At 57.9% G+C, this 17,968-nt stretch carries 15 protein-coding genes; 2 read left to right on the forward strand and 13 right to left on the reverse strand.

The genetic code is table 11. From position 1 onward, the window contains the following. Positions 1-2 precede the first annotated feature (2 nt). A complete protein-coding gene (locus tag LSG25_RS03110; RefSeq protein ID WP_370635940.1) occupies positions 3-608 on the forward strand; it encodes an SCO family protein in 606 nt (201 codons plus the stop codon). A 25-nt stretch (positions 609-633) separates the two neighbouring features. Here LSG25_RS03110 and LSG25_RS03115 read toward each other — a convergent pair whose 3' ends face one another. Beyond that, entirely contained in the window at positions 634-2,058 is a 1,425-nt protein-coding gene (locus tag LSG25_RS03115; RefSeq protein WP_232743261.1) for a dihydrolipoyl dehydrogenase, read from the reverse strand. Between the two features lie 185 nt (positions 2,059-2,243). After that, entirely contained in the window at positions 2,244-2,444 is a 201-nt protein-coding gene (locus tag LSG25_RS03120; RefSeq protein WP_232743262.1) for a heavy-metal-associated domain-containing protein, read from the reverse strand. Between the two features lie 147 nt (positions 2,445-2,591). Here LSG25_RS03120 and cueR point away from each other — a divergent pair, with 147 nt between their 5' ends. Beyond that, positions 2,592-2,978, forward strand: a complete 387-nt coding sequence (cueR, locus tag LSG25_RS03125) for a Cu(I)-responsive transcriptional regulator (protein ID WP_232743263.1) — start codon at positions 2,592-2,594, stop codon at positions 2,976-2,978. A gap of 27 nt (positions 2,979-3,005) precedes the next feature. On the opposite strand, the gene LSG25_RS03130 is transcribed toward cueR, so the two are convergent. From LSG25_RS03130 to LSG25_RS03180, 11 genes are all read right to left on the reverse strand, one after another. Further along, positions 3,006-3,581, reverse strand: coding sequence for a nitroreductase (locus LSG25_RS03130; RefSeq protein WP_232743264.1), 576 nt, complete (start codon positions 3,579-3,581; stop codon positions 3,006-3,008). Between the two features lie 90 nt (positions 3,582-3,671). Then, positions 3,672-4,400, reverse strand: a complete 729-nt coding sequence (locus LSG25_RS03135) for a pyridoxine 5'-phosphate synthase (protein WP_232743265.1) — start codon at positions 4,398-4,400, stop codon at positions 3,672-3,674. An 83-nt stretch (positions 4,401-4,483) separates the two neighbouring features. Further along, positions 4,484-6,001, reverse strand: a complete 1,518-nt coding sequence (locus LSG25_RS03140; RefSeq protein WP_232743266.1) for an efflux transporter outer membrane subunit — start codon at positions 5,999-6,001, stop codon at positions 4,484-4,486. Continuing rightward, the gene (locus LSG25_RS03145; RefSeq protein ID WP_232743267.1) at positions 5,998-9,189 is read right to left on the reverse strand and encodes an efflux RND transporter permease subunit; all 3,192 of its coding nucleotides are present in this window, start codon (positions 9,187-9,189) and stop codon (positions 5,998-6,000) included. Before LSG25_RS03145 ends, LSG25_RS03140 begins: the two co-directional genes overlap by 4 nt. Positions 9,190-9,254: 65 nt before the next feature. Continuing rightward, positions 9,255-10,541: an efflux RND transporter periplasmic adaptor subunit gene (locus LSG25_RS03150; protein WP_232743268.1), complete on the reverse strand. Its 1,287-nt coding sequence runs from the start codon at positions 10,539-10,541 to the stop codon at positions 9,255-9,257. Positions 10,542-10,774: 233 nt separating this feature from the next. Continuing rightward, entirely contained in the window at positions 10,775-11,569 is a 795-nt protein-coding gene (locus tag LSG25_RS03155) for an ABC transporter ATP-binding protein (protein ID WP_232743269.1), read from the reverse strand. A gap of 1 nt (position 11,570) precedes the next feature. Beyond that, complete coding sequence (locus tag LSG25_RS03160; RefSeq protein ID WP_232743270.1) at positions 11,571-12,461, reverse strand: ABC transporter permease; 891 nt, start codon at positions 12,459-12,461, stop codon at positions 11,571-11,573. A gap of 77 nt (positions 12,462-12,538) precedes the next feature. Next, positions 12,539-13,507: an ABC transporter substrate-binding protein gene (locus LSG25_RS03165; RefSeq protein ID WP_370635941.1), complete on the reverse strand. Its 969-nt coding sequence runs from the start codon at positions 13,505-13,507 to the stop codon at positions 12,539-12,541. Between the two features lie 209 nt (positions 13,508-13,716). Beyond that, entirely contained in the window at positions 13,717-14,514 is a 798-nt protein-coding gene (locus LSG25_RS03170; RefSeq protein ID WP_232743271.1) for a spermidine synthase, read from the reverse strand. An 11-nt stretch (positions 14,515-14,525) separates the two neighbouring features. Then, complete coding sequence (gene bktB / locus LSG25_RS03175; RefSeq protein WP_232743272.1) at positions 14,526-15,707, reverse strand: beta-ketothiolase BktB; 1,182 nt, start codon at positions 15,705-15,707, stop codon at positions 14,526-14,528. A 68-nt stretch (positions 15,708-15,775) separates the two neighbouring features. Next, entirely contained in the window at positions 15,776-17,704 is a 1,929-nt protein-coding gene (locus LSG25_RS03180) for a chloride channel protein (RefSeq protein WP_232743273.1), read from the reverse strand. Positions 17,705-17,968 lie beyond the last annotated feature (264 nt).

Consider the following 17,968-nt stretch of genomic DNA (forward strand, 5'->3'; position numbering starts at 1 on the left):
TCATGAATTTCTCACGCCGGCGCTTGCTGCGGTACGCGGCTTTGACGCTAATGCTGGATTTCGCCGGTCAGGCACGCGCCGCCGACACCATCCACAATATTCGCGGATTTCTGCCCGATCTGCGCTTTTCGCTGGAAGGGGCCGGCAACAAAGCCATTACGCAGGACGCTTTCAAGGGAAAAACCGTCCTGCTGTTTTTCGGCTATGCCAGTTGCCCCGACGTCTGCCCCACCACAATGGTGCAACTGGCCCAGGTCATGCAAAACCTGGGCGACAAGGCCAGGAACGTACGGATTCTGTTTGTCAGTGTCGATCCTCATCGCGATACTCCCGATAAGCTGCAGGCCTATGTCGACGCCTTCGACAAAAACGCAATCGGCCTGACCGGTACAGAAAAACAGATTGCCGACATCGCCCGGCGCTACCGTGTTTCATACCAGATAGAAAAACCCACGACCCAAGACAGCAACGATTACCAGGTTGCACACAGCCGAGGCGTGTACATTTTCGATAACCGCGGCCGTGCCCGGCTGCTCGCACCCGATACCGAATCCGTTGCGGCAGTCACCCAGAGCCTTCAGACCCTGCTGGCACAAACCGACAAATAAAACGTGGGGTCCGCCCCCCTACGCTTCAGGCGCTTTTCACCGCGAGTGACGGCTGGCTCGCCGTATCCAGCTGCGATGCCGCCTGCCGCAAGGCTGTGCGCAAACCTTCTTCGACTACCGGATGATAAAACGGCATTTCGAGCATGGCGGGCACGGTCAGTTGCTGTTGTACGGCCCAGGACAGCAGATGGGCAATATGCTCTATGCCAGGGCCAGCCATTTCCGCTCCCAGAAAGCGCCCACTGCGCCGATCCGCATAAACGCGCAGCTTACCCCGGTTCTTCAGCATGATCCGGGAACGGCCTTGATCCGAAAAATCGACCTCCCCGATTACGGCGCCTGAATCCGGCAGATCTTTGAAATGCGTGCCGACCTGGGCTATTTGCGGGTCCGAAAACACGACAGCCAGCGGAGCGCGACGCAAGCCTGCCTGCACATTCGGGTAACGCGCCGCATTTTCGCCAGCAATACGGCCCTCGTCGGCAGCCTCGTGCAAAAGCAACAATTCGGCGTTCGCATCCCCGGCTATGAAAATCGTCGAAGCCCCCGCCTGCATAGTTTGGCGATTGAAGGTCGGCACGCCCTTTTCATTCAACGCCAGAGTCGTGTTCTCAAGTTCGAGATGATCGAAATTGGGCCGACGGCCCGCAGCCATCAGGAGGTAATCGAAGCGTTCGACAGACTCTTGCCCGTCCGCATTCAAATAACTCACCTCGACCTCGTCCCCGATGCGTTCCGTCGACAGAATCCGGGTATTGAGCATGACAGGAAACTCGGCCTGGAAGGCAGCCAAAGCGCTGGCCTTGACTTCGGGGTCGCTCAAGCCGCCCAGGCTGCCGCTGCGCCCAAGCAAACGAACCTCTACGCCCAGCCGCGCCAGCGCCTGCCCCAATTCCAGGCCGATTACGCCGGGGCCGACAATCATCACCCGCCGCGGCAGATCGTTCCAATAAAACACATCGTCGTTGACGATCAGGCGGTCACCAAGTTGCCTGTAGGCGTCGGGGACTACAGGCGTGGAACCCGTGGCGATCACCACTCGCGACGCCTCGATCCGGGTATGTCCGTCAATCTCCAGAATGGTGTCGGACAAAAACCGGGCATAGCCGCGAACCTTGTCGTGATCGGGTATGCCATCGACGCTATCGAGCACAAACCCTACAAACCGGTCCCGCTCGCGTTTGACGCGATCCATGACCTCGACCCCGTTTATGCGAATCGGGCCATCGACATGGACGCCAAACGGAGCCGTATGCGCGGCAGAATGGGCCGCCTCGGCCGCGGCGATCAGGAGCTTGGACGGCATGCAGCCCACGCGGGCGCACGTGGTTCCATACAAGCCTCCCTCGATCAACAAAGCCTCAAGACCAGCCGCTTTGACGGCGCGATAAGCGCCAAGGCCAGCCGTGCCTGTACCAATAATGGCCACTGTTGTTTTAAGGTATCTCATGCCAATGCTCTCCTCTCCTCTTGCACGAGGAGACATGCTGATTATGCTCCGGCTTGGGCCACTATGCCTGCCCAGCGGGCCGGGATGCAGGCCTGGAGTTTCCGGCCCCAAGCAATCAGTGTAAGAAAAATCAGAAAATTAATAAATTTAATTTTATTTAAAAAAACGATAGTTTAAATATATATTCAAAGTCTGGCCGGTGTGTAGCCTTCGGCACGAATCGCCGCCTCAATGGCAGCGGGATCATCAATACCGTCGACAGTAACGCAATGTGTTTCAACAACGGACAGTACCCGCGCATCCGGCGCAATCTTGCGCACGGCATTGTTTATGGTTTTCACACAATGGCCGCAAGTCATATCCGGCACGAGGAATTCGATTTTCATACACTTTTCCGATGGTTAACGATAGTATGGCATCAGTATAAACATTACTATCATGGGAAGCTCAAGCCATATTTATACCTTGACATTACTATAATGTCAGGCTTTAGCCTGACAACTCACCAACCAGCGTTAAGGCATGGACCCATCATGAATATCGGACAGGCGGCCGCTGAATCAGGAATTTCAGCGAAAATGATCCGCTACTATGAAAGCATAGATTTGCTCGATGCCAGCCGGCGCAGCGACGCGGGCTATCGCATCTATAGGGAAAAGGATCTGCACGCCTTGCGCTTCATACGTCGCGCGCGCGATCTTGGATTTTCACTGAAACAGATTGCCGTCCTGATGGCGCTCTGGCGCGACAAATCGCGCGCGAGCGCCGAAGTCAAGAAACTCGCCAACGAACATATCGCCGAGCTTGAACAGAAGGCGGCCATGCTCAAGGAAATGGCCGCAACGCTCAAAAATCTGGCTGATCATTGCCATGGCAACGACAGGCCCGACTGCCCTATTCTCGACGGCCTGGAACACTGAGGCCCCGGAAGGCCTTAATCCGATAGTTCAGAGGCCTGTCCATTCCCCGACGAATTGCCGATAGTCGGCGCGCTGGGGCGCCGCGCCAGCCTGGATGGGCGTGCCCAGGGCCACATATCCCATGAAGCGATAATCCAGGCCATCAAAACCCAGGGCCTCGTTCACTTCGTCTATGTACGTGCCTAAACCGGTGCTCCAGTATGCCCCATAGCCCAGCATATGGGCGGCATTCAGCATTTGAGTCACGGCCGCGCCCGTGGCCAGGATACGCTCACGTTCGGGAATTCTGGTATTGCCATGGTCGATCCGGCACGCCACCGCGATCAGCAATGGCACTTTTTCCAGCCAGCGGCGCGTAGAGGCCTCTTTTTCAGCCGTCAGAGGCAAGCCGGCCGCTTTCGTTGCCCCCAGGGCCAGATCCGCCAGGCGTCCAATCGATTCGCCGCGTATCAGTGCAAAGCGCCACGGCTGCAAGTGGCCATGGTCAGGCGCGGACATGCCTGCCTGTAGAATTTGAGCCAGCTCATCTTCGGAGGGTGCGGGAGCCTGCACAAACTTGACGGAACGGCGAGACAGCAAATAATCAATGGGCGCAACAGACATGAATAATCCTTGTGCGTGAAACTATCAAAATTCGAACAGGCCGCATCCGGTGCGAACGGCCGTAATCCGGCATAAGGCCAACCAGAAAAATCAAGACCGGCCGGCTGTGACCAACAAGGCTTTCATGTCGCGCACGGCTTTTTCCCAGCCGTCGAAAACGGCGCGGGCCACAATGGCATGACCGATATTGAGCTCGGACATTCCCGGAATGGCCGCCACGAACTGGGCATTGGCGTAATGCAGTCCATGGCCGGCATTGACGCGCATGCCCAGACTCAGGCCATGCGTCACACCAAGGCTGATTCGATCGAACTCCCGCGCGGCCTGAGCGGCATCGTGAGCGTCGGCATAGGCGCCCGTATGCAGTTCAATAACAGTGGCACCTGCCCGCCCGGCAGCGTCGATTTGCGCCGATTCCGGATCGATAAACAGGGACACCCGTATGCCGGCATCGTGTAACTGGCTGACCGCCTGCCGGGTAGCCTCGAAATGCGTCAACACATCGAGCCCGCCCTCGGTCGTGAGCTCAGCCCGCTTTTCCGGCACCAGGCAAACGTCGTCAGGCCGGACTTTACATGCTATTGCAAGCATTTCCGGGGTAATGGCGCACTCCAGATTCATCCGTGTACGCAACTTGGGGCGAATCGCCCAGACATCGGCATCCTGAATATGGCGGCGATCTTCGCGTAAATGCAAGGTGATCAGATCGGCGCCTGCCTCTTCGGCACGCACCGCCGCCTCGACCGGATCGGGATAAGACGTCAGGCGCTGCTGACGCAAAGTGGCGACATGGTCGATATTCACGCCGAGCTCAATCATTTTTCATCATACCTTTTGTGCTGCACAAGCAAAACGCTATTATGCGGCCTCGGCAAGGGATTGTCTTGGCGGAGCACCGGACTTCAAGAGCCGGCAGCCTTATTGCCGGACCCAGCCGACGGCTGCGCCGTCGATTGGGCCGTAGTGCTATTTTCCAGCCAGCCGCCACCCAGCGCCTTGTACAGCTCGACTCGATTCAACAGCGAGTCCAGACCGGTTTGCAGAAAATTGCGCTGGACAGCGTAGAGATCCACCGCAGCCGTTTGCACCTGCAGAAAGCTGTCGATGCCATTTTCGTAGCGCACGCGGGCAAGCTTCAGCGTTTCGGCCGTGGAACTTTCTTGCGAGCGCAAAGCATCAAGCTGATTCGTATAGGTCGCTTCGCCAGCCAGGGCGTCGGCCACTTCCCGGAATGCGGTTTGTATAGTTTTCTCGTACTGTGCAACGGCAATATTCTTGCGCGCCTTGGCCAGATCCAGATTGCCGCTGACTCCGCCCGAAAACAAAGGCTGGGTAATTTGCGGTGAAAACGACCAGAAACGATTGCCCGACTGAAATAGCCCGCCCAGAGCCGGGCTGGCGAAACCCAACAGGCCGGTAATGGAGATATTGGGAAAGAAGGCCGCCCTGGCCGCTCCGATATTGGCGTTCGCCGCCAGCAGGTTATTCTCGGCGCCCATGATATCGGGCCGACGTTCGAGCAAGTCCGACGGCAAGCCGACTGGAATCGCCGCAAGCAATTGATCTTTGCCGAATACCGCGCCAGCGGGCAGATTCGACGGAATCTGTTCACCCAGCAGAAGCTGCAAGGCATTGCGGGCCTGTGACTGGCTGCGTGCAATCGAGGCCAAATCGGCCCGCGCCGAATCGAGCTGGCTCTTGGCCTGATTGACGTCCAGCGACGATGCCACTCCGGCATTGAAGAGCGACTGCACCAGGGTATAGGTCTGCTCGCGCGAGACCAATGTTTTCTGCACCAGGTCAGATTGCTGCTCGGCAGCCCTGAGATTGAAATAGGCCTCCGCAACCTGGCCTATCAGATTGATCTGGACTGTACGCTGCGCCTGCTTGCTTGCCAGGTACTGCTGGTACGCCGCTTCGCTCAGGTTCTTGATGCGGCCAAAAAAGTCCAACTCGAAGGACGACATGCCGACGCCTGCCTGGAAACTGCGGCTTACCCGGCCAAGCCCTTCGGTGCCGGCCATGACCGAGTCGGTATTCCTCTGTATTTGCGCGTTCCCGCCTATGCCCAGGGTGGGAAGGCGCGCACTTTCCTGGATGCCATACTGGGCGCGAGCCTCGAGCACGCTTTGAACCGCCACACGCATATCGCGATTGTTATCCAGCGCGATCCCGACCAGGGCGACAAGGCGTGGATCGCGAAAGAACTGGCGCCAGCCCAGATCGGCGGACACCGTTACTGAAGGGGCAATTGCGTGAGCGCTTAATCCGCCTTTTTCCCGGGCGGATGCCGACTGGTCTGGGTACTGGCCCGGAATGGGTGCCTGCGGGCGCTCGTACTTGGGAGCCAGCGAGCACCCGGCCAGAACCAGCACCAGCAATGCCGGCATCGCTGTCAATCTAAACGCTCGCGGACTCATGCTTTATCCCCTTCGGCGGGCGGCGAAGGCTCCGCCGGATTAGGTCCTGCATCGACATGGTGATGCGCAGGCACATGGCCAAGCAGCTTGGGCTTGGTTTTGAACAGTGTCAAAACCACGACAAAGAATGTCGGCACAAACAACACGGCCAAAGGCGTCGCCGCAAGCATGCCGCCAAGCACGCCGAGGCCGACCGCATTTTGGCTGGCGGCACCGGCGCCGGTAGCGACGGCCAGCGGCAACACCCCCAGAATGAAAGCGAACGAGGTCATGAGGATAGGCCTGAATCTCAGGCGTGCCGCCTCGACGGTGGCCTCGCGCATGCTGCCCCCGCTGGCATATGTATCTTTGGCAAACTCGACAATCAGAATCGCATTTTTGGCTGCTAGGCCTATCACTGTCACCATCCCCACCTGGAAGTACACGTCATTGGCCATACCCAAGCCGTAAATCAGGCCCACGGCACCCAGCATTCCCAATGGAACCGCCAGCATGACCGACAAGGGGATAGCCCAACTTTCATACAAGCCGGCCAGCACCATGAACACAACCAGCATGGCCAGACCCAGCAAGATTCCCGATTGGCTGCCGGCTTTCTTTTCCTGGTAAGACAAGCCGCTCCATTCGTAGCCAAAGCCTTGCGGCAATTGGGCCACCATTTTTTCCATTTCAGCCATCGCGGCTCCCGTGGAATAGCCCGGGCCGGCGGAGCCGCCGATACGCACCGATTCGTAGCTGTTGTAGCGCACGATCTGCACTGGGCCTTTAGTCCATTTGGCGGTGACGAATGACGAGAGAGGCACAGGCTGGCCCTGGCTGTTAAGAGCGCTGAGCTTCATGATATCGTCGACATTCATTCGATGCGACTGATCGGCCTGCACCCATACGTTCTGCATCCAGCCCATATTGGGGAATTTGTTGACAAACGCGGAGCCGATTGACGTGGATATAAGACTCGCTACTTCACCGAAATCCACGCCCAATGCGGCCGCTTTATCCCTATCGATGGTCAGGCTCAATTGCGGCCCAGGCCCCAGGCCTGTAACACGGGTCTGGGCAAGAACTGGATTTTTCATTGCCATTTGCAGCAATTGTTGCGTTGCCGCCATCAATGCATCGTGTCCGAGGCCTCCGCGGTCTTCAAGGCGCATATCGAAACCCGTAGCATTACCCAAGGACGAAATAGCCGGCGGCACAACCGCGAAAACCATGGAATCGGGCAAACCGAACAAGAGGTTCTGGGTCGCCTTGGCGGCTATCGCCTGGGCCGAATCGCCCGGGCCCTTGCGATCGGCAAAATCCTTCAACGGGACAAATACAATGGCCGAGTTCAAGCCATTACCGTTAAAGCTGAAGCCCTGGACCGCAATGATGTTCTGCACCTGCGGTTGTTTCTTGAAATAATCCTCGACCTTCTCGATCACCTCAATCGTGCGATTCGCGGTCGCCCCGGCCGGCAATTCGATATTGGCAATGATATAGCCCTGATCCTCTTCCGGCAGGAATGAGGTGGGCAAGCGCAGATACATCCAGCCCAGGCCAATAAGCAGGACCAGGTAAATCAGCATCATCCGCCCGCCCCTGGCCAGGCTACGCCCCACCCAGCTTTCGTATTTGTCGGTCGTGCGTTCGAAACCTCGATTGAACCAGCCGAAAAACCCCTTTTTGCTTTCGTGATGGCCTTTGGGGATGGGCTTGAGTATGGTTGCGCACAAGGCAGGAGTAAACGATAGCGCCAGGAAAGCGGAAAACAGGATGGACACGGCCATCGCAACCGAAAACTGCCGATAGATCACCCCCACCGATCCGCCCATGAACGCCAGGGGCAAAAATACCGTGGATAGAACCAGAGTAATCCCGACAATGGCGCCGCTGATTTGCGGCATGGCCTTTTTGGTCGCTTCTTTAGGCGAAAGGCCATCTTCAACCATGATGCGCTCGACGTTCTCCACCACGACAATGGCGTCGTCGACCAGAATGCCGATAGCCAGCACCATGGCAAACATGGTGAGCACATTGATCGAAAAACCCAGTGCGAGCATTACTGCAAATGCACCCAGAATGGCCACTGGAACAACAAGAGCGGGTATCAGGGTATAACGCACGTTTTGCAAGAACAGGAACATCACGACGAACACCAGCACCATGGCTTCAAGCAATGTATGCACGACCTGCTCGATCGAAATCTTTACATAGGGAGAAGTATCGTAAGGTATGGCATAGCTGATATTGCCGGGAAAAAATTTGGCAAGCTGCGCCATTTCCGTTTTGACGCCTTGCGCCGTAGACAATGCATTGGCGTCGGGCGAAAGGGATATGGCAAATGCCGCGGTCGGCTTGCCATTCAAGCGCGCACCGAATTGATAGTTATCGGCGCCGATTTCCGTGCGCGCCACATCGCTCAAACGAACGCTGGACCCGTCCACATTCGAACGCAGCACAATCTTGCCGAAATCCTTGACCGACGATAATTGGCCGTTGACCACGATCGGAGCCGTCACACGCTGCGCCTCGGGATTCGGCGGCGACCCGATAATTCCCCCTGAAATCAGCACATTCTGTCTTGCAATGGCGGCATTCACATCGGCCATGCTGAGGTTGTAGCCAGTCAATTTGTCCGGATCGACCCATATGCGCATGGCTCGGGGAGCCGCGAACAATTGGAATTTGCCCACGCCCGGAATTCGCGAAATGGGATTCTGCACATTGCGCGTGATGTAGTCAGCCAGAGCCGTCTGATCCAGCGAGCCATCTTTCGACGACAGGGTGACCACCATCAGGAAACCCGTATTGGTCTGGCTGACCTTCAAACCCTGCTGTACGACCGCCGTGGGCAAACTAGCCGTAATGTTGGACATCCGGTTTTGCACATCGACCTGGGCCAGGTCCGGATTGGTGCCTGGGGCAAAGGTCACGGTAATCTGCGACTGACCATTCGAATCGCTGACCGATTCGTAATACAACAAGCCCTTTGCGCCGTTGAGCTCATTTTCAATCACGCTCGAAACTGAATTCGCCACATCCTGGGCCGATGCGCCGGGATAGGATGCGTTGATCGTAATGGCCGGAGGCGCCACCTCGGGATACTGTGCCACCGGCATATTGGGAATGGCCAGCAAGCCGGCCAAGGTTATTGCCAATGCAACAACCCAGGCAAAAATAGGTCTTTCAATAAAAAACTGTGGCATGTGTGATCACTCTAAAAGCAGTATCGTTGCGGGCGGCCCTGGCACACCCCACAGACAGTGTTCTTTTAGCCTTTGGCAGAAGGCTTGGAGGACGGCGCTTTATCGGCCGATGGAGACGCCGATTTGTCATCCTTCGCGGCAGCCGGAGTGGCGGGCCCGGTTGAGGCGGCCTTATTGTCCGAAGCCGCCTGGCCCGCCTGCGGCTTGCCCTTCCATGGAATGCCCTGAACCGCAGCGCCGGGTCGAATTTTCTGAAATCCTTCCACGACCACGACATCGCCGGGAGCAAGACCTTTGTTGATCACTGACTTGCCGTTGATTTCGGGCCCTACCAGCACGGACACCGGCGCAGCCTTGCCATCCTTCACAACGAACAGGCTGGACAAACCGTCGGCAGTGCGCTGCAGCGCCTGCTGCGGCACCAGGAGAGCTTTCTGGTCAACCCCCTGCTCTATCCTGACGCGCACATACATGCCTGGCAAAAGTATTTGATCGGGATTGGGGAATTCGGCGCGCAGATTGACCTGCCCGGTCGTAGGATCGACAGTCACACCGGAAAACAGCAGATTTCCGGTGTGATCGTAACGGGTGCCATCTTCCAGCACGACTTCAGCCTTGGCCATGTTCTGCCCGGTCTGTTCCAGATCGCCGCTGGCCAAGGCCCGGCGCAATTGCGACAGCTCGGTTGTGGAACGAGTGAAATCGACATATACCCGGTCCAGCGCCTGGACTGTCGCCAGTTGGGTGGCCGAGGTAGCGCTTGCCAAAGCGCCTTCGGTTACCAGCGATTTGCCTATGCGGCCGGATATCGGCGACACCACCTTGGTATAGCCCAAATCGATATCGGCGGCTTCGAGCGCCGCCTTGGCTCCGGCAACCGCGGCATCGGCCTGGCCCGCCTGGGCGACGGCATTGTCGTAATCCTGGCGGCTGATGGCATTGACCTTGATCAGTTTCGAATAACGCTGCGCCAGCAACTGCGCGCTGCGGGCATCGGCCTGGGCTTTTTTGAGTTGTGCCGCAGCCTGATCGCGCGCGGCCCGGTATGGGGCCGGATCGATCGTGAACAAAAGCTGGCCTTCCTTGACGTCGCTGCCCTGGACGAAATTGACCTTAGTCACAATGCCATTGACGCGAGCGCGGATCTGGGCATCTTTGATCGCTTCGACACGGCCCGGCAATTCGGTGAAAATTTCGGTGCGCGTCGGTTCGACCGTTACGACACTGACAGGTACTTTCATCTCGCCCATTGCAGGCTTGGGTTTTTCGCCGCACGCGGCAAGCACAATTACAGAGGCAAAAACAGCAGCACGGGCGGCTGTCTGCCATGCACGCGGACGAACTCTGGACATGTATTACTCCCACACAGCCTCGAGCCCTGTTGAGGCACGGCTGCGACGGTTTGGTTTTTTGTAAACGGCGAGTATAAAGCGAAAATGCGCCAATCGCATCCAAATCGATTTCATTCGATTACAAAAAACCGCATATAAGCGTCTATTTCCGTGAACACGCAGTGTTACAGGTGTCGGGAAAAACGCCGTGAGATGGCGATCCGCGGAATATTGGGCCGCACGGGATGGCTTTCCTAGCCGAGCAGCAAGGCATCGTCGGAGATTTTTTCGCCACGCACCCGTTCGAACATGGCCAGCAGATCCGGAACATCCAGGCCTTTGCGCTCGGCTCCCGACACATCAAGGACCACCGCGCCCTGATGCAGCATGACAGTGCGCTCGCCGACATCCAGCGCCTGGCGCATGCTGTGCGTCACCATCATGGTCGTGAGTTTGTTTTCCTCGACAATGCGGCTTGTCAGTTTCAGGACAAAGTCGGCCGTGCGCGGATCGAGCGCCGCCGTATGCTCGTCAAGCAAAAGTATGCGTGACGGCTGCAAGGCGGCCATGAGCAGGCTTACCGCCTGCCGCTGCCCTCCAGAAAGCAGGCCGATGCGATCGCTGAGGCGGCTCTCAAGGCCCAGACCGAGTATTGACAGGCGCTCCCGAAACAGCTCGCGCATCGGTTTTTTTACAGCCATGAACAAGCCGCGGCGCATGCCGCGGTTATAGGCCAGAGCCATGTTTTCCTCGATGGTCAGGTCTTCGCAAGTACCGGCCATGGGATCCTGGAATACCCGCGCCACTTGGTTTGCCCGCGTCCAGACAGCCTGGTTGGTGACGTCTTTGTCATTGATGACGATGGTGCCGCTGTCGATAGGCAAATCGCCTGAAATCGCGTTCAGGAACGTGGACTTGCCCGCGCCGTTGGAGCCAATCACGGTCACAAACTGACCGCTGGGGATTTCCAGCGACATGTTCCGCAACGCCTTGGTTTCAATGGGAGTGCCGGCATTGAAGGTAATATTGAGATTCTTTGCGCTCAACATGTTAGCGCCCTCCTTTGCCACGCAAGCGTTTCTTGACCAGCGGGATCACCAGCGCGACGGTTACCAGCAGCGCCGTCACGAGATTGAGGTCTTGTGCCTGCAGGCCGATGAAATCGGCGTTCAGCGCCAGGGCAATAAAAAAACGATACAGCACGGCGCCGACAATCACCGCCAGGGTCACAATAATAAGCCGGCGCGAGGGCAGCACGCTTTCGCCGACGATCACCGCCGCCAGGCCGATCACAATCGTGCCGATTCCCATGGAAATATCGGCGCCGCCTTGCGATTGCGCAAAAAGCGCGCCTGCCAGGGCCACCAGAGCGTTGGAAATCGCCATGCCGGCCAACACCATGGAGCCGGTTGCCACACCCTGGGCGCGCGCCATGCGGGGATTCGAGCCCGTGGCGCGCATGGCCAGGCCCGTTTGCGTTGAAAAATACCAGTCGAGGGCAAATTTGATCACGACCACCAGCACCAGCAGTATCAGCGGCCGGGCGATGTAGTCGCTGAGGCCGGCGGGCTGCAGGATCGTAAAGACGGTAGGTTCGGATATCAGGGGGACATTCGGACGCCCCATGATCCGCAAATTGATCGAATACAGGGCAATCATCATAAGAATGCTTGCAAGCAAATCCATGATCTTCAGCTTGACATTCAACCAGCCGGTGATCATTCCCGCCACTGCGCCGGCAAACACGGCGATCAGGGTGGAGGTAAACGGATCCATGCCGCCGCTGATCAAGGTGGCGGCTACGGCGCCCCCCAACGGAAAACTGCCGTCGACCGTCAGGTCGGGGAAACGCAAAAGGCGAAATGAAATAAGTACTCCGAGCGCAACCAGACCAAAGATCAGCCCGATTTCAAAAGCGCCCCACAACGAATAGATTGACATGTAAGAACCACTAAAGCGGGCACCCGGCGAGGCAGGTTGCCAGGCAACCTGCCTGCATCATCGAATGCGCGTCGATCTTATTCGACCACCTTGGTCGCCGATTTGATGAATGCGTCGGAAAGGGTCACGCCCTGTTTTTTGGCGGCGCCCGGATTGACGTAAAGCTCGAGCTTGTCGCTGGTTTCAGAAGCAATAGTGCCCGGCTTCTGGCCCTTGAGGATTTTAACGACCATTTTACCGGTCTGCACCCCGAGATCATGGTAATTGACGCCCAGGGCGGCAATCGCGCCTCGTTTCACGCTGTCGGTATCGGAAGCGATCAGCGGAATCTTGGCATCGTTGCCCACCTTGACCAGAGATTCGTAGGCCGACACGACGTTGTTATCGGTATTGGTGTAGATGACATCCACCTTGCCGATCAGGCTGCGTGCCGCCGCCCCGACGTCAACCGTGCGCGCCGCGGTGGCTTCGGCCAGCGACATGCCCGCCTTGGGCAAGAGCTCGCGCAATTGCTTGACGACCACGACCGAGTTGGCTTCGCCCGGGTTGTACACCATGCCCACGCGCTTGGCATTGGGCACCACTTTCTTGATCAGGTCGATCTGCTTTTGCAGCGCGAGGGCATCCGAAACTCCAGTCACGTTGGTTCCCGAAGGCCCCAGGGTCTTGACCAGTTGGGCCGCCACCGGGTCGGTAATGGCCGAATACACGACCGGGATGGTTTTGGTAGCCGCCACCACCGCCTGGGCAGACGGCGTGGCGATGGCAACGATGACATCGGGCTTGTCGCCCACATATTTACGGGCAATTTGCGCCGCAATGGAGGTATTGCCCTGAGCCGTCTGGAATTGCCATTTCAAACCCTTGGCCTCGGTATAGCCGGCTTTGGTCAAAGCCTCTTTGATGCCGTCCTTTACCGCGTCAAGCGCCGGATGCTCGACAATCGACGTAACCGCGACCGACTGCGCAAAAACCGGCGCCTGCACCAATGCACCGGCAAGCATCGCCGTACCCATTGCCAATTTGGCTGATTCAGCAAACTTCATACGAAGCTCCTTAAACTGTCCATGAGGTCAACGCAAACACGGACGAAACCATTTCGCCGAGTTGCAGATGGGCGTAAGTCTAACTCCATATACCGCGGATTTCCTCAAGGGATATCCCTGCCGTGGCCAGATTCCCGCATGCGGCAACATAGACAAAGCGGGCCCGCTTCAGCAAGCCAGACCACGCCGCTTGCAAGCCATACTGTGATTCATACAGTAACCACGGGAGATCTGCGCGCCAGCAACGATTTGGCCCAACGCCGGGCAGGCAAGCCATATTGGGTTTCAACCGCCGCCGCACGATCCAGAAACCGCTGCGTGGACACTTCCAGCACAGGACCTTTGAACGCCAACACCACGCGATTGCCTTCGTCGATCTCCGGCAGTTCGAGAACCCGCCCCTTGAAGGCCTTGCTTATATTGGCCAGATTACGCGGAAAACTCTCATGATTGCCAAACAGATTGACTGTCATCACCCCCACCTCGTCCAGGGCGCGATAGCAGCTTTTGTAGAAATCCAGCGATTCGCGTACCGGCCCGCGGGCCTGCGCATCGTAAAGGTCGACCATCAAGCTCAGGTAGTTGCCGAGGTTCTCGTTCCTTTTCAGCCACACGGCTGCGTCGCTATGATCGACGGCCAGGCGTGCCGATTCGGGCAAACGAAAATAGGCTCTGCAAAGGCTGGTGACGCGCGGATTCCACTCGACCGCCACCACTTCGCTTGGCGTATGCTTGAGGGTATAGCGCAACAAGGATCCGGCACCCAATCCCAGGATTCCAACCGAACTTTGTTTGGTCGGTTCCAGAAACAGCAGCCAGGCCATCATTTGCTGCGTATAGGCCAATACCAGCTCCGAAGGTTTTGCAATGCGCATCGCACCTTGCACCCACTCGGTCCCAAAATGCAAATACCGGATGCCGCCCCATTCGGAAAGGGTGGGTTCGTCATCGCCGGCCAGGGATTCCGCCTCTGGGGCATAGCCGGTATCTGAAACCGCTTTACGCACTTCCGCAGCCCCTATACACGTTCAAAGATGGCGGCAATGCCCTGTCCACCCCCTATGCACATGGTGACCAGCGCGTATCGCCCTTGAATCCGGTGCAGCTCGTGCAGCGCTTTGACGGTAATCAACGCACCCGTTGCGCCAATGGGATGCCCCAGACTGATACCGCTGCCATTGGGATTGACTTTCGCGGGGTCGAAACCCAGCTCCTTACTGACCGCGCAGGCTTGTGCGGCAAAGGCTTCATTGGCTTCGATCACATCCAGCTGATCGATGCTCAGGCCTGCTTTTTTCAAAGCCAGACGTGTCGCGGGTACGGGCCCGATTCCCATATACTTGGGATCGACTCCCGCGTGGGCATACGCCACCAGGCGAGCCATGGGCTTGGCGCCGCGCGCTTTTGCCGCCTTGGCGCTCATAAGCAGGACCGCCGCTGCCGCATCATTGATACCCGATGCGTTGCCGGCCGTCACGGTACCGTTCTCCTTGATGAAAACAGGCTTTAGCGAAGAAAAATTCTCGGCTGTGGCGCCCATGCGCACATGTTCGTCAATCTCGAATACCACGTCGCCCTTGCGTGTTTTCCGGACGATGGGAACAATCTGCTCCCGGAAGTATCCCGCCTTGATGGCGGCTTCGGCCCGCTGGTGCGAAGCCAGGGCCAGTGCATCCTGGTCGGCACGCGAAATCGAATATTTTTGCGCCACGTTTTCGGCTGTAACGCCCATATGCATTTTGTCGAAGGGATCCGACAGCGCCCCGGTCATCATGTCCACCAGAGTGCTGTCGCCCATGCGCGCACCCCAGCGCTGGCCCTGCGCAAGATACGGAGCCCGGCTCATGTTTTCGGCGCCGGCGCCAATGGCAATATCGGCGTCGCCCAGCGAGATGGCCTGCGCGGCCGAAACAATGGCCTGCAAACCCGAACCGCAGAGGCGATTGACGTTAAATGCCGGAGTAGCCTGGGAGACCCCGGCATTGAGCGCGGCCACGCGAGACAAATACATGTCGCGCGGTTCGGTGTTGATGACATGGCCGAAGACCACATGGCCAATATCGTCGCCCGCCACGCCGGTACGTTCCAGCACAGCCTTCACCACGGCCGCCCCAAGATCACAAGGCGGTACATCTTTAAGACCGCCACCAAAATCGCCCACCGCGGTGCGGCAAGCTCCGACAACCAGAACTTCTTCCATGATTGCTCTCCAAAAAAATCAGCCTAATAATTTAGGCTGATCATACCCGAGCTTGCACGGACAGGTCTTTATGGCCGGCGTGCCCGCAAATGACGGCGCGCGCGCAGTTTCCGGTATGTGCGCAAACTAAGGTGCCGATGTACGCGCCGCCCTTCTTTCAACCTGCGTGCATGCGCGGAAAGAAGATCCCCGCGCGTCAGCATGCCCAGCATCCGCCCAGGATCAGCCTTGTCCACAACCAATAAACGACCTACGTTTTCCACCACCATATGATCCGCCGCTTCGCGCAAACTATGCTGGGGGGTAATAACCACAGGTGGACGCACGATCAAGACACCCAAAGGGGTCGACGCGGGCCGATGTGGATCGAAGAAAGCACGGCGGGTCAGCACACCCCGAATACGGCCGGCCTGATCCATAACGGGATATCCCTGATGCTGGCCCGCAGGCAGGCCACTTGCGATCCAGTTGCGGACTTCACCGATGGTCTGGTCGGTGTTCAGCGTCACGACATTGGTTTCGCACACGTCACCCACCAGGACACGCTCCAGATAATCGGCCTTGTATTCCGACGGAACCCGCACACCGCGCCGGGCGATCTTTTCCGTCATGATGGTGTTGCGCATGATCAGGGCCGATACCAGATAGGCTGCGGTGCATGCTCCGAGCAGAGGCAACAGCCCCGCTGGCTGCGCCGTGGTCTCGAAAGCAAAAATGACCGTGGTCAGGAGTGCCCGCGACGCACCCGCGAAAATCGCGGCCATACCCACCAGCGCGGCAATGCGGGGGTCCACACCCAACTCGGGCAAGTACATGGCCAGGATCAGGCCCATGATGCCCCCCAGCGACCCGCCGATGGTAAACAAAGGCGCAAGAGTGCCGCCGGAAGTGCCACTGCCCAGGGAAACCGACCATGAAATGAATTTCATGACGCAAAGATAAGCCAGCGCGCCCATAGCCAGGTGCCCGTTCAGGATATCCTCGATATTGCTATACCCCACCCCTAATGTAAGGGGCGCGAAATAGCCCACTATCCCGACCACCGAGGCGCCAATTGCCGGCCACCACATCCAGTGTATGGGAAGCTTCTCGAAAGCGTCCTCAATGCCATAGACTATGTGGGTCACGCCTACGCTTACCAGGCCGATAATTGCGCCAATCACGACATAGGCTGCCAAGGCAGCCGCCCCGGGAGCATCCAGATGCCCCATAAGGAATACCGGAGTCGATCCAAGCAGCAGGTACCGCAGGCCGGTGGCGGTGACACAGGCCAGCGCCACCGGAATCAGCGAGCGCGCCCGCAGCTCGAACAGCAGCAGTTCCACGGCCAGGGCTACAGCCGCGATCGGGGCCGAGAATACCGCCGCCATGCCCGCGGCCGCCCCTGCGGCGAGCAGGACTTTGCGCTCACTGGCCGTAACCTTGAGCAACTGCCCGATTAAAGAGCCCAGAGCACCCCCTGTGGCAATAATTGGGCCCTCCGCACCGAATGGTCCGCCCGTTCCGATCACAATGGCGGACGAGATGGGTTTCAAAAAAGTGATGCGTGTCGGGATACGGGACTCATTGAGCAGCACCTGCTCCATTGCTTCTGGAATACCATGGCCGCGTATGGCTCGCGATCCCCATCGCGCCATCAAACCAGCAACGACGCCGCCTATTATCGGTATCCAGATCACCCATAGACCAAGGTGAGGCACCGCATCAGCCGGGGCGGAAAATGCCGTAGACCAGCGCCCATAGAAACTCAGATTGGTCACCAGGCCGATCAGCAGCATCAGCAACTTGGCAACTACCGCCGCCGCAATGCCCAGCAACATGGACAACATGATAATGCGCAGCACGCGCCGATCGATCAAGGTCGATCGCAATGGCATCCGGGCGGCTTCCAGACTAAGGCCAAGACCAGGAGCGACAGGCAGGCCTTCCGTACTGCCTTCTTCACGCACGCCGGTTCTGATGGGTACGGAGGAATCACTTGAATTAGTTGTTGTCACGGTCTTGCCAGTACGAACTGTCGTTTTTTTATCTTAGCCAAACATTATGACATAACTACCTTTAAATCAGCTGACAACATGGCCTGCGCATGCCAGCCAGGCAAATTCGGCGCAACACACAACGCAGCCAACCGTGCCGAACAGCCGCCCCGCTTTCTCTGGATGCCGCTTCGATGCCCGCCTTGGGATACTATGCTACGTATAGTGCTCAGGGAAATATGTCGTGGCTGGCCACTGCAGCCGTGGGCGCCTGAAAAGAGGGCC

Origin of the sequence: Paralcaligenes sp. KSB-10, from assembly GCF_021266465.1 — a bacterium.
Taxonomy (GTDB): domain Bacteria; phylum Pseudomonadota; class Gammaproteobacteria; order Burkholderiales; family Burkholderiaceae_B.